Here is a 12,156-nt window from a genome sequence, read left to right as displayed (position 1 = left end):
TTGTCGGCGCGGGCGGCCATGTGTTTCGGCCCAGTCTAGTCAGACCGATGTAATACCGATGTAAGCCACTGATAGGGCCGTAATAGTCGCGGTTTGTAGGCGGCCCTGAATAAACCGCCGATGCGGCTATGTGCGGATTAGAACAACGACTGCTGCGGATTCGGCCGCTGCACCCCGAAGCGTCGCAGCTGTTCGACGGCTTGTTCGAGATAGCTGGCGATGCTCGACAAGGCGGTAATGTCGGCGAACGACCGATTCGTAATCAATTGCCTTGCGGTTTCCCGATTGTCTTCGGAGGCCGCTTGCAGCAGATCGGTGAGCATTTTTGCGTCGACCGGATCGAAAACTTCCGGGTATTTCCAGGCCACCAGTTCCTCGGGCCGGTCGAGCTGGGCCGCGAAGGCCAGCTCGTGCACGAGCGCGGCGGCGGTTTTCAGGTCGGCGCCGTGGCCGGCCACATGCTGACGCCGGGCGAATTCATGACAGGCCTCGGCATCGACCGATGCGATACCGGCCAGTAGCTCGCTCATCGGCGTGTCGTCGGTGTAGATCATGGGCGCATCGGCTGAGAGTGGCCAGGTGATGAAGTGCGCATCATCCGGGCGGGGTGCGCGCGGTGCAAGAACCCAGCGCCATCGAGGTCGCCAGGGTTCGATCCGCGGTGTGCCGCTCGATCGCCAGCGCGACCAGCCGCGCGACCAGCTCAGGGTAGGCGATACCGGATTCGGCCCATAGCTTGGGATACATCGAGATTCGGGTGAAGCCCGGCAGCGTATTGATTTCATTGACCACGACATGGCCGTCGGGGGTGACGAACACGTCCACCCGCGCCAGCCCGCGGCAGTCCAGCGCGCGATAGGCGGCCAGCGCCACGCGCTTCACGGCCTCGATGCTGTCGGCGTCGAGTTCGGCCGGGATCACGACCCGGGCGCTGTCGTCGACGTACTTGGTGTCGTAGGCATAAAAGCCGCCGCCGGCGACCACGACCTCGCCGACCGTGCTGGCCGCGGGCTCGGTATTGCCGAGCACCGCGCATTCGATCTCGCGTCCGCTGACCGCGGATTCGATCAGCACCTTGTGATCGAAGCGCAGCGCCAGATCGACCGCGTCGGCAAGCTCATCCGCGTTCGCGGCCCGGCTCACGCCGACCGAGGAGCCGAGATTGGCCGGTTTCACGAACAAAGGGCTGCCGAGGCGTGCCGTGAGCGCGGCATGATCCAGAGGCAGATCGGCGGGGCTCACCACCTCGAAAAGCGCGACCGACAGGCCGGCGTCGCGCAGCAGCCGTTTGGCGATGTCCTTGTCCATGGCCGCGGCCGAACCCAGCACGCCGGCCCCCACGCAGGCGATATTGGCCGCACGCAGAATGCCTTGCAGCGTGCCGTCCTCGCCGGTCGGGCCGTGGACGATGGGAAAGGCGACATCGATCTCGAGCGCGATCTCGCCGGTATCGGCGGCAACGATCTGGCCCGATTCGCGGCCGGGCACGACGGCTAGCGCGGCCTTATCGGCTTTCAGTGCGATACGTTTCGGATCGTCCGGGTGGTACGCGAAATCGTCGGCGTCGGCGGCATGCCAGACGCCGGCCTTGTCGATGCCGATCACGAACACCTCGAAGCGCTCGCGATCGAGTGCCGCGACGATGTTGCGCGCCGAGGCCAGCGAGACCTCGTGCTCGGCCGAAGCACCCCCGCAGATTACCGCCACTCGCGTTCGGGCCATCGGCTTCTCCCTTTTATAGTTGCGATCATGATTGCGATCCGAATGAACGGCTAAGAATGCCATGAACCGCCCGCCGGCCTCAGCGGCCGTGCGAGCCGCGCTTGAAAATCCGCCCCGCGGGCCACATTCAAGGCAGGCAAGCGGCGCTGCCGCGCCTATTTGTCACCAACCATCGATCAAACACGCCATGAGCGACGACAACACGAACAGTCAAGATCAGACCCGGGCCCAGGGGGCCGCCGAGGCCGGCGCCAACGCCGAGAAGCACGGCTTCCAGGCCGAGGTGAAGCAGCTCCTGCAGCTGATGATCCATTCGATGTACTCGAACAAGGAGGTGTTCGCCCGCGAACTGATCTCCAACGCCTCGGACGCGCTGGATACGCTGCGCTTCGAAGGTCTGAAAGACGACTCCCTGTTCGAGGGCGACGCCGAACTGGCGATCTGGATCGAGCAGGACAAGGAGGCTCGCACGGTCTCGTTCTCCGACAACGGCATCGGCATGACGCGCGACCAGGTCATGGAACGCATCGGCACCATCGCCAAGTCCGGCACCCGTGCGTTTCTCGACTCGCTGTCCGGCGACGAAAAGAAGGACGCCAAGCTGATCGGCCAGTTCGGCGTGGGCTTCTACTCGGCCTTCATCGTGGCCGATCAGGTCGTGGTCGATACCCGTCGCGGCGGCGAATCCACCGGCGTGCGCTGGATTTCCGACGGCGGCGGCGAGTACACGCTGGAAGAGATCGACAAGCCCGGCCGCGGCACCACCGTCACGCTGCATCTGCGCGAGGGTGAGGAAGAATTCGCCGAACCTTATCGCCTGCGCCATCTGGTCAAGACCTATTCCGACCATATCGCCTTCCCGATCAAGATGCGCGAGCAGCTATCCGGGGAAGACGCCAAGGAAGACGAATCGGCCGAGGATAAAGAGCCCGGCTGGGAGCAGGTCAACCGCGGCGCGCCGCTCTGGGCCGAGCCCAAGGCGAATCTCTCCGACCAGGACTACGCCGAGTTCTACAAGCACGCCTGCAACGACTTCGAGGATCCGCTGACCTGGACCCACAACAAGGTCGAGGGGTCCCAGGAATACACCAACCTGCTCTATATCCCCAAGCGTGCGCCGTTCGATCTGTTCGATCCGAACGGCAAGGCGCACGGCGTGAAGCTCTATGTGCAGCGCGTGTTCATCATGGACGACGCGGAAAAGCTGATGCCGCGCTACCTACGCTTCGTCAAGGGCGTGATCGACTCCAACGATCTGCCGCTGAACGTTTCGCGCGAAATTCTCCAGTCCAACCGCCTGCTGGACAAGATCCGCGCCGGCTCGGTGAAGAAGGTGTTGGGCCTGATCGAGTCCATGGCCCGCGACGAGGACGACCCCGAGAAGTTCAAGACCTTCTCCAACCAGTTCGGCACGGTCTTCAAGGAAGGCATCGTCGAGGACTACGAGAATCAGGCCAAGATCGCCAAGCTGCTGCGCTTCAAGACGACCACGGACGAGTCGGGTGATCCGGGCGTGTCGCTCGACGACTATATCGCGCGTATGCAGCCCGGCCAGGAGAAGATCTACTACATCACCGCCGACACGCTGGCCGAAGCCAAGCACAGCCCGCATCTCGAGATTTTCAAAAAGAAAGACATCGAGGTGCTGCTGCTGACCGATCGCGTCGACGAATGGGTCATGGCGCATATGACCGAGTACGAGGGCACCGAGTTCTCGTCGGTCGCCAAGGGCGCGCTGGATCTCGGCGAGGCCGAGTCCGAGGAAGAAAAAGAGCAGCAGAAGAAATTGCAGGAAGAGTCCTCGGATCTAGTCGCGCGCATCAAGGAAGCGCTGGGCGAACGGGTCAACGAAGTGCGCGTCACGCACCGCCTGACCGATTCGCCGGCCTGTCTGGTCGCTGACGAGCATGGCATGTCGGCGCATCTGGAGCGCATCCTCAAGGAAGCCGGCCAGGCCATGCCGGGGTCGGCGCCGCATCTGGAAATCAATCCGATCCATCCGCTGGTCGAGCGCCTGGCTGGCGAGCAGGGCGAGGACGAGTTCAACGCCTTCTCTCAGATGCTGTTCGAACAGGCCGTGCTGGCCGAGGGCGGCGAACTGGAGGACCCGGCCTCGTTCGTGCGCCGGATGAATCAGATGCTACTGGCCGTCTCCAAGGGCGCGGCGTAGCGTGGGCTCATGGGCCGGCGCCGCCGCGCCGGCCCGTGTCCCTGCCCTTGACCACGCCAGGAGTACCGCATGAACCCGGACCGACTGAAAAAAACCGCGCCCTGGGCGCTGGCCATGACCCTGGCCCTGTTGATCGCGATCGCCACGCCGGCCGCGTTCGCCGAGCAGCACAACGAGCGCGTGAATATCGGCGGCACCACGCTGCAGCTCGGCGCCGACCGGAGCCGCGTCATGGGCGAAGCCCGGGCTCGATTCAACGTAACACCGAGCAACCAGAGCGGCCGATATTTTCTGTATCCCAAGGCGGTGCCGCTAAGCCGAAATGGCCAGTCCCGGCCGCCGAGCGCGGTGGGCTCGCTCACCTTCGCCAACGGCCGCTTGGTGCGCGTGACGCGCAATCTCGGCTCGTTTCGCAGCGCCGACGGGCAAGCCGCGATCCGGAACATGATCCAGGCGTTCTCCGACGCGCCCGGCGAAGGCCACAGTCCGGCCGTGCATACCGATTCCAGTCTGTCCGGCGACGCGAGCACGACGCGGGTCTATTTCAGCTATCCCGACCGCGTGATTCAGGTGCTGGTGTTCCAGCCGGCGGACGCCTCCGAACTGGCCACCGTCGATATCAGCGAACAGTACGCGCTGTCGGGCAATCCGACGCCGAGCGATCAGACGATGTCGCGGTAGTTTAATTCACCAATACCCCGCGGCTTGCCGCGGGCATCTTAGCAATGGGGTTTCCAAAGGGGAGAGCTCTCCCCTTTTGTCGACCGCGCGGTTCATACCGCGCGGTCGAAAGATATTTGATTATCGCTGGCCGCCGTTGGTCTTGGCATGCAGGCGATCGGCGACCACGCGGGGCACGAGCCCCGTAATTCGTCCGTCGAGAAAAGCGATTTCGCGCACCAGCGTCGACGAGATATGGGCGTACTCGGGTGAGGGCGCCAGCAGGACCGTATCGATTTCCGGCGCCAGGTGCCGGTTCATCACCGCCATCTGTTTTTCGTATTCGTAATCGCCCACGCCGCGTACCCCGCGGACCAGTACATCGACGCCGTGCTTGCGGGCGAAATCGACGATCAACCCCTGCGCCGACATGACGGTGACGTTGCCAACGTCCGCGAGCGCCAATTGGGCGAGCTCGACCCGTTCGGCGTGACCGAAAATCGATTTCTTCGCGGAATTGCTGGCCACGGCCACGATCAATTCGCTGAACATGCCCGCCGCCCGGCGGATGACATCGGCGTGGCCGTTGGTGATCGGATCGAACGTACCGGTATAGGCCGCGCGTACGGTTTTAGCCTCGCTCATGACGCGCCATGGTCGCCCGCGGCGCGAATGCGCGCAAGACAATAGCCGACCCCGGCCGCGCGCGACTGGCGTAAAATCTCGTATTCTTCGGCCAATCGAGCCGTGATCGCGGCCTCCTCGGCCGCCGGGTATTCGACGTAGACCCGCGAATGTGGGTCGATCAACGGCCGCAGGCCGGTAAGCGCGGCGCCGTGCAAATGCGCATCGAACGGCGGATCGACGAACACGATATCCATTGGCGCGCGCGCGTGGGTGGCGGCCAGATGCCGGCCGACGTCCGTGCCGTCGGCCTGCAGAACCCGGGCGCGATCGCCGGCGCCGAGTGTTTTCAGCGCGGCTTCGATCGCCGCGGCAGCACGGCGGTCGTTTTCGACGAATATCGCCTGGTCCGCTCCGCGCGACAGCGCTTCGATGCCGAGCGCGCCGGTACCGGCGAACAGATCGATACAGCGCGCGCCCGCGAGCCGCGGCGCGAGCCAGTTGAACAGCGTTTCGCGCACCCGGTTGGGCGTGGGGCGCAAGCCCGGGACCGCGGCGACGGCCAACACACGGCTTCGCCACTCGCCGCCGATCACCCGCAGCCGGGTTTCACGTTCGAACGGCTTGGCGGTGCGCCTATTGGGTCTTTTCCCAGCGCTCATCCGACGCGCTCAGGCCGCGCCTTCGGTACCGCCGACGGTGATCGAGTCGACCTTGAGCGTCGGCTGGCCCACGCCGACCGGCACGCTCTGGCCGTTCTTGCCGCATACGCCGACGCCGGTATCCAGCGCCCAGTCGTTGCCCACCATCGACACGCGGCCCATCACCTCGGGCCCGTTGCCGATAAGCGTGACGCCCTTGAGCGGCGCGCCGAGCTTACCGTTTTCGATTCGGTAGGCCTCGTCGCAGGAGAACACGAAGTTGCCGGAGGTGATATCGACCGAGCCGCCGCCGAAATGCGCGGCGTAAATACCCGACTCGACCGAGGCGATGATATCGCCCGGGTCCGAGTCGCCCGGGCGCATATAGGTATTGGTCATACGCGGCATGACGGTGTATGCATACGACTCGCGCCGTGCATTGCCGGTGGGGGCCGTACCCATCAGGCGCGCGTTGTGCTTGTCCTGCATATAGCCGACTAACACGCCGTTTTCGATCAGCGTGTTGACGGCCGCCGGGGTGCCTTCGTCGTCGACCGCGAGCGAGCCGCGCCGGCCTTCGAGCGTGCCGTCATCGACCACCGTGCACAGATCGGAAGCCACCTTTTGGCCGATTTTGCCGGCGTAGTTCGACGCGCCGCGGCGATTGAAGTCGCCTTCCAGGCCGTGGCCGACCGCTTCGTGCAGCAGTACGCCCGACCAGCCCGGGCTCATCACTACCGGCAGGGCGCCGGCGGGCGCGGGCTCGGCGGCGAGCCGGACCAGCGCGCGGCGTACCGCCTCGTGCGCGTACCCGGCCACCGGATCGTCCGGTCCGCTGTAGATGTCGTAGCCGAGCCGCCCACCGCCGCCGGCCGAGGCCGATTCGCGCTTGCCGTTTTCCTCGACCTGGACCGAAACGTTGAGCCGCACCATGGGGCGCACATCGCCGGCCAGCGTGCCGTCGGAGGCGGCCACCAGCATCGTGTCCGATGAGCCGGCGAGCGACACGGTCACGCGGGTCACGCGCGAATCGGCATCGCGTGCGGCCTTGTCCGCGTAGTGCAGCAGGGCGACCTTGGCCTCGGCGTTCAGCGTCGCCGCCGGGTCGATCGGCCGATAACGCACGGCCGGCCCGATATCGCGCCGGGTGAGCGCGTTCATGCGCGCCGTCTTGCCCTCGCGCGCGATCGCCGCGGCGGCTTTCGAGGCCTGGGCGAGCATGGGAAATGCCAGTTCGTCGGCATAGGCGAACCCGGTTTGTTCGCCGGCCAGCGCGCGGACGCCGACGCCCTGGGCGGTCGAGGCGCCGGCGTTGCGTACGACACCGTCCTCCAGCAGCCAGGTTTCGCTCTTTTGCATCTGGAAATACAGATCGGCGTAGTCCACGCCCGGCACCATCAGGCCGGAGAGCGTGGTCTCGAGTTGGCGGGCGCTGATGTTGGCGCGCCCGAGCAGGGTGTCGCTGGCGAGATCGAGTGTCGTTTGCATGGTTTCAGGTTAACACTACGGCCAATACAGTCGGCCTGATTCGATGATCGCCATCGAGGGCAGTTTATTTTCTGCGGAAACGAACATCATTGAAGGCCGCGAAGTCGGCATCCTGGGTCCATAACGTTGCGTTATGCAGGCGGGCCGTCGCCAGCATGACGCTGTCAGCCATGGCCAGCTTGGATTCGTGACTCAGCTTCGCGGCGAGCAAAGCGGTCGAGGCATCCATTGCGATCACGCGGCCTTGCTGCATCACGGCTACCGCTTGCAACGCGGCATCTTCCCCACGTTGCTGCAGTACGCGCTTGAATACTTCGTACAGACTCAGACTCGGTACGATCAGGCGGTCCGTTTGTTCGATGGCTTCGGCAAAGTAATCCGCGTGCTCATCGTCGGCGAAATAAGTCAGCCATCCCGACGAGTCGACGACATTCACAAACGATCTTTTTCACGGTCGACATCGGTGTCGATGCCGCGTAGAAAGCCACGCATGGTTTTTGCATCGCGCTGCGGCAACAGCTCGATTCGATCGCCATAGGTGATGATCTGCAGTACTTGCCCGGCGTGCAGGTCGAGACGCTCGCGGACCGCTTTGGGTATTGCGATCTGGAACTTGGACGAAAGCGTGAGCGTATCGGTCATTACGATACCGGAATAATTGATTTTACAAAAATACTATCGATTCCGTTATCGTTTTACAATCATCACGTGGAGCCGATACGTCGGAGCCTGCTCAAGGCAGAAGAATCGTGGATCCGGTCGTCTTGCGCTCGGCGATCGCCTGTTGCGCGGCGCCGGCATCGGCCAAGTCGTAACGCTGGCCGATATGAACCTTCACGTCCCCGGATTCCAACACGTCGAACAGGTCCGCGCACATCATCTCGAAGCGTTCGGGCGTGTCGGCATAGCCGCCCAGGCTGGGGCGGGTGACGAATAGTGAACCGCCGCGGTTGAGCTCGACCAGATTCACGCCCTCGACCGGGCCCGAGGCGTTACCGAACGAGACCATCAGGCCGCGCTTGCGCAGACATTTCAGCGAGTCGGCCCAAGTATCTTTGCCGACTGAATCATAGACCACCGGCACGCCGGCGCCGTCGGTCAGTTCCATGACGCGCTCGGGCACGGACTCGCGAGTGTAGTCTATGGTCATCCAGGCGCCGTGATCCTTGGCGATATCGGATTTTTCATCGGACGAGACCGTGCCGATCACGTGCGCTCCCAGAGCCCGGGCCCATTGGCAGGCAATCGTGCCCACGCCGCCGGCCGCGGCGTGAAACAAAATCGTGTCGTCCTCGGCCACGGCGTAGGTCTGGCGCAGCAGGTACTGCACGGTCAGGCCCTTGAGCAGCGAGGCGGCCGCGGTTTCGAAATCGATCGCCTCGGGTAGCGCGACGACATGGTCGGCCGACAGGGTGATGGCGTCGGCATAGGCGCCTTTCGGCCCCAGCACATAGGCCACGCGATCGCCCTCGGCGAAATCCTCGACGCCGTCGCCGACCGCGTCGATCACGCCGGCGCCCTCGGTGCCCATGGCGCTCGGCAACTCGGCCGGGTATAGCCCGGTGCGGAAATAGATGTCGATGAAGTTCACGCCGATGGCGCGGTTGCTGATCCGGACCTCGCCCGGGCCGGGATCGCGAATCTCGGTATCGGCGAGTTCGAGCACCTCGGGGCCGCCGGTCTGTTTGAATTGGATCTGTCGAGCCATGGAATGCTCCTTGAACGGTCGTTAGACGATCAGGCCAGGCGGCGATGCGTCAGGCAGGGGAAGCCTTCGCGCAGCTTGGCCGCCCGTGTGCGGTCGATATCGGCGATCACGACTTCATTGGCCTCGGAGCGCGCCTCGGACTGGACTTGCCCCCAGGGGTCGCAGATCACGCTATGGCCGTAGGTGCGCCGGCCGCTGGCGTGATGGCCAGCCTGATTGGGCGCGATCATGGTGACCAGATTCTCGACCGCGCGGGCGCGCACCAGAATATGCCAATGCGCGGTGCCGGTGGTGTAGGTGAACGCCGACGGCGCGACCACGATTTCGGCGCCGTCGGCGGCCAAGCGGCGATAGAGTTCGGGAAAGCGCAGGTCGTAGCAGATCGACAGGCCGATGCGGCCGAACGGGGAATCGATCACCATCGGCGGATTGGAGCCGGCCATGAAGGTGGCCGATTCGCGGTACGCCTCGGCCGAGTCCGGCAGGCCGACATCGAACAAATGGATCTTGTCGTAGCGGGCCACGCGCTGGCCGGTGTCGTCGTACACGCACAGCGCGGGATAGACGCGATCGGCCTCCGGGCTCGCGATCGGGATTGTGCCGGCGGCGATCCAGAGCCCGTGTTCGGCGGCGGTCTGGGACAGAAAATCCTGGATCGGGGTATTGTTGTTGCCTGGGTTGTTGCCTGGGTTGTTGCCTGGGTCGTTACCCGGGCCATCGGGCTCGGCGGCATGCAGTTTGTCGGTCGCATGCGCCCCCATCAAGGCGAAGTTCTCGGGCAGCACGGCCAGCCGGGCGCCGCGCCGGGCGGCGTCGGCGAGCAGGTCGCCCGCACGCGCGAGATTGGGGTCTACCTCGCCGAGCGAGTTCATCTGAATGGCGGCGACGCGCACGGTTTCCGGCGCCGGTCGGGCTTCGCTCATGCGCAAGGATTTCCTTGAACTTTTATCCGTGGGCCGAGGATACGCCGAACCGGCCGGACGATCACTAGCTGCGTAACCCATCAGGTTGTTCACACCGATACCGAGGGTACTGATCGGTGTGTGGTAGTTGAGACTGCCATTCAGCCAGTGCGACAGATGAAACGTGTTGGACGTTGCAATTGACTATCTTTTGTATATAAATAATAATCATTCGCATTATCATTTAATAAAAATAGGCTGACGGTGGCGGCGCTGTCGCTTTGGTGGGCATCCATACAAGGAATAGGGATCATGAGGGGATATGCGCGGATCGGGCGCCGGGCGCCGTGTATTTTCGGCGTCGCCGCGATAATGGGCGTCAGTCGCCGGCGTATCCGGCTCAGCCCGGTGAAGCGCCGGCCGCGAATCGGAAGCTGGAACCCGTGCCGGCCAAGACGAAAGTCGCACCGGCCGCGAGTCGGAGCGAACCAGCCGCTGTCGGCGCACCGACAATACTCCGGACAATCAGCGTGACCGGCCGGTACTTCGGGACCGATACGCCAACCGAAGGCTACCTCGTCTATACCAGCCGCGGCGCCACGCGAACCGATACGCCGCTTATCGAGACGCCGCAAACGGTCAACGTGATCACCCGGCAGCAGATCGCGGATCAGGGCTCGCGCAGCATTAACGACGCCCTGCGTTACACGCCCGGCGCCTTCACCGGTCTGGCTGGGGCGTCGAAGCGGCAGGACGTGGTCTCGCTGCGGGGTTTTCATGCCGGCGACGTGAACAACATGTTCCTCGACGGCCTGCGCCTGATGAGCGATCCCGGCAGCTATTCGAACATCCAGATCGACCCGTTCTTTCTTGAGCGCATCGATGTCGTCAAGGGTCCGAGTTCCGTGCTCTACGGCCATGCAATGCCCGGCGGTCTGGTCAACTACACCACGAAGAAGCCGCTGGCCGAACAACAGGGCGACATCCAGTTCTACGGTGGCAGCTTCGATACCTTCGGCGGCGGCGTCGATCTCACCGGTCCGCTGCCGAACAAGGACTGGGGCAGTTATCGCGCGATCGGCAAGGCCTCGACATCGGACACCCAGTTCGACGTGGTCAAGCGCGAGCGCTACGCCATCATGCCGGAGGTGAGCCTCGACCTGTCGGACGACACCACCCTACTGTTGCAGGCTTATATTCAGCATGATCCGGCCGGCGGCTTCCACGGCGCGGTGCCCTATGATCTGGCGGTGGATAACTCGCGTTTCGGGCGCACGGTCGAGCCGTCATGGGTCGACCAGAGCCGGGGGAACAATAAGTTCGATCGCGACGAAAAACTCTTTTCCTACGAGCTGACGCAGCACGTCAACGCGCATGTCACGCTGCATTCCCATTCACGCTATGCCGACGTCGAGACCGATCTGGCGCAGATCTATCAGATCGGCTTCACCGCCGCGCCCAACGACGGCGCGACGCTCAGCCGGTTTTATTCGGCTGTTTCAACCAGAACTACTGCTATTTCGGCGAAAGGCGCCAGGTCATCGCGACCGTCGACTATCGGTTCTAAGACCTGTTGCCGTATGCCCGCGGGCAATCCGGGCACAGCGACCAGCGCGGGTCCAGATCGCGCATGCAGCACAGCCGGCGACAGCGCGTCGCGGGCTGGCCGTTGCCGTCGATCGCCCCCGGGGCCAGCGTGCGGTAGGGCCGGTAAAACGGGTTGCGGGCCCCGCCGGCCAGCCGCGGCGCGGTCAGCATCTTCCCGGCCGCATGGATGCGCCCGGGGGCGATCCGGCGCTGCGCGGCCAACTCGCCGAGCGCGTAATCGTAGTAAACGGCGGCGTTGCTCCAGAACACGCGCGGCGCCAGCCGGCAGCGCCCGGCCAATGCACGGACCACCGGCGCGAGCGTGCGCTCGACGAGCCGGGAAAAATCGTGCCCCGGCGCCGTGGTCAGCGGCGCCGGCGTGTCCGGCGCGATGGTTTGGGTGAAACCGTGCGCGTCGAAGCCCAGGCGTAGCCGCTCTATCGCTAGATCGAGCGCGCGGTCTTCGGCAAGCTGAACCACGGTCGCGGCGATGATCAGTCGGCTGAAGAAATACTTCGACCACTGCGAGGCCGCGGCGCGCTTATCGCCGCAGGCCTGGCCGGCGGCAAAGCGATCCAGCAGACCGTCGAGGACGACCGGATCGCAGAGTTCGGGCCCGGCGACCACGAGCGCCGCGGCCGCCGGCGGGCGCTC

Annotated in this window: 12 protein-coding genes and 1 pseudogene; 3 read left to right on the top strand and 10 right to left on the bottom strand. The window is 64.5% G+C overall.

Annotated features, from left to right (window positions below):
• Positions 1-137 precede the first annotated feature (137 nt).
• Complete coding sequence (locus tag VFJ08_RS03800) at positions 138-554, bottom strand: hypothetical protein (RefSeq protein ID WP_324995333.1); 417 nt, start codon at positions 552-554, stop codon at positions 138-140.
• 40 nt (positions 555-594) lie between these two features.
• The gene (ddlA, locus tag VFJ08_RS03795; RefSeq protein ID WP_324995331.1) at positions 595-1,722 is read right to left on the bottom strand and encodes a D-alanine--D-alanine ligase; all 1,128 of its coding nucleotides are present in this window, start codon (positions 1,720-1,722) and stop codon (positions 595-597) included.
• 187 nt (positions 1,723-1,909) lie between these two features.
• Here ddlA and htpG point away from each other — a divergent pair, with 187 nt between their 5' ends.
• A complete protein-coding gene (gene htpG, locus VFJ08_RS03790; protein WP_324995329.1) occupies positions 1,910-3,892 on the top strand; it encodes a molecular chaperone HtpG in 1,983 nt (660 codons plus the stop codon).
• 69 nt (positions 3,893-3,961) lie between these two features.
• Complete coding sequence (locus VFJ08_RS03785) at positions 3,962-4,573, top strand: hypothetical protein (protein ID WP_324995327.1); 612 nt, start codon at positions 3,962-3,964, stop codon at positions 4,571-4,573.
• A 120-nt stretch (positions 4,574-4,693) separates the two neighbouring features.
• Here VFJ08_RS03785 and coaD read toward each other — a convergent pair whose 3' ends face one another.
• The 7 genes from coaD to VFJ08_RS03750 form a co-directional block, all read right to left on the bottom strand.
• On the bottom strand, positions 4,694-5,197 hold the full coding sequence (gene coaD, locus VFJ08_RS03780) for a pantetheine-phosphate adenylyltransferase (protein WP_324995325.1): 504 nt from the start codon (positions 5,195-5,197) through the stop codon (positions 4,694-4,696).
• Positions 5,194-5,838, bottom strand: coding sequence for a 16S rRNA (guanine(966)-N(2))-methyltransferase RsmD (gene rsmD / locus VFJ08_RS03775; RefSeq protein WP_324995323.1), 645 nt, complete (start codon positions 5,836-5,838; stop codon positions 5,194-5,196). The genes coaD and rsmD overlap by 4 nt, the downstream gene beginning before the upstream one ends.
• 9 nt (positions 5,839-5,847) lie before the next feature.
• Positions 5,848-7,305, bottom strand: a complete 1,458-nt coding sequence (tldD, locus tag VFJ08_RS03770) for a metalloprotease TldD (RefSeq protein ID WP_324995321.1) — start codon at positions 7,303-7,305, stop codon at positions 5,848-5,850.
• A 64-nt stretch (positions 7,306-7,369) separates the two neighbouring features.
• Positions 7,370-7,741 carry a type II toxin-antitoxin system VapC family toxin gene (locus VFJ08_RS03765; RefSeq protein ID WP_324995319.1) on the bottom strand — a complete coding sequence of 124 codons (372 nt, stop codon included), beginning with the start codon at positions 7,739-7,741 and terminating at the stop codon, positions 7,370-7,372.
• Positions 7,738-7,947, bottom strand: a complete 210-nt coding sequence (locus tag VFJ08_RS03760; RefSeq protein ID WP_324995317.1) for an AbrB/MazE/SpoVT family DNA-binding domain-containing protein — start codon at positions 7,945-7,947, stop codon at positions 7,738-7,740. Before VFJ08_RS03760 ends, VFJ08_RS03765 begins: the two co-directional genes overlap by 4 nt.
• Positions 7,948-8,038: 91 nt before the next feature.
• A complete protein-coding gene (locus tag VFJ08_RS03755; protein ID WP_324995315.1) occupies positions 8,039-9,013 on the bottom strand; it encodes a quinone oxidoreductase in 975 nt (324 codons plus the stop codon).
• Between the two features lie 29 nt (positions 9,014-9,042).
• Positions 9,043-9,936, bottom strand: coding sequence for a carbon-nitrogen hydrolase family protein (locus VFJ08_RS03750; RefSeq protein ID WP_324995313.1), 894 nt, complete (start codon positions 9,934-9,936; stop codon positions 9,043-9,045).
• 263 nt (positions 9,937-10,199) lie between these two features.
• On the opposite strand from VFJ08_RS03750, the pseudogene VFJ08_RS15845 reads away from it, so the two are divergent.
• Positions 10,200-10,790: pseudogene (locus tag VFJ08_RS15845) on the top strand (TonB-dependent receptor plug domain-containing protein); the annotation flags it as partial.
• 688 nt (positions 10,791-11,478) lie between these two features.
• Here the strand turns inward: VFJ08_RS15845 and fhuF are convergent.
• Positions 11,479-12,156 (bottom strand): siderophore-iron reductase FhuF (fhuF, locus tag VFJ08_RS03740; RefSeq protein ID WP_324995309.1); only part of this gene is annotated, 678 nt, incomplete at its 5' end.

Origin of the sequence: Salinisphaera sp. (genome assembly GCF_035690525.1) — a bacterium.
Lineage (GTDB): Bacteria > Pseudomonadota > Gammaproteobacteria > Nevskiales > Salinisphaeraceae > Salinisphaera.
This window is presented reverse-complemented; position numbering and strand designations above follow the sequence as displayed.

Excerpts from the sequence above, each read along its gene's own strand:
- rsmD (WP_324995323.1), bottom strand. The coding sequence starts at position 5,838 with ATGAGCGCTGGGAAAAGACCCAATAGGCGCACCGCCAAGCCGTTCGAA.
- VFJ08_RS03760 (WP_324995317.1), bottom strand. The coding sequence starts at position 7,947 with ATGACCGATACGCTCACGCTTTCGTCCAAGTTCCAGATCGCAATACCC.
- VFJ08_RS03750 (WP_324995313.1), bottom strand. The coding sequence starts at position 9,936 with ATGAGCGAAGCCCGACCGGCGCCGGAAACCGTGCGCGTCGCCGCCATT.
- ddlA (WP_324995331.1), bottom strand. The coding sequence starts at position 1,722 with ATGGCCCGAACGCGAGTGGCGGTAATCTGCGGGGGTGCTTCGGCCGAG.
- VFJ08_RS03785 (WP_324995327.1), top strand. The coding sequence starts at position 3,962 with ATGAACCCGGACCGACTGAAAAAAACCGCGCCCTGGGCGCTGGCCATG.
- htpG (WP_324995329.1), top strand. The coding sequence starts at position 1,910 with ATGAGCGACGACAACACGAACAGTCAAGATCAGACCCGGGCCCAGGGG.
- VFJ08_RS03800 (WP_324995333.1), bottom strand. The coding sequence starts at position 554 with ATGATCTACACCGACGACACGCCGATGAGCGAGCTACTGGCCGGTATC.
- VFJ08_RS03755 (WP_324995315.1), bottom strand. The coding sequence starts at position 9,013 with ATGGCTCGACAGATCCAATTCAAACAGACCGGCGGCCCCGAGGTGCTC.
- tldD (WP_324995321.1), bottom strand. The coding sequence starts at position 7,305 with ATGCAAACGACACTCGATCTCGCCAGCGACACCCTGCTCGGGCGCGCC.
- coaD (WP_324995325.1), bottom strand. The coding sequence starts at position 5,197 with ATGAGCGAGGCTAAAACCGTACGCGCGGCCTATACCGGTACGTTCGAT.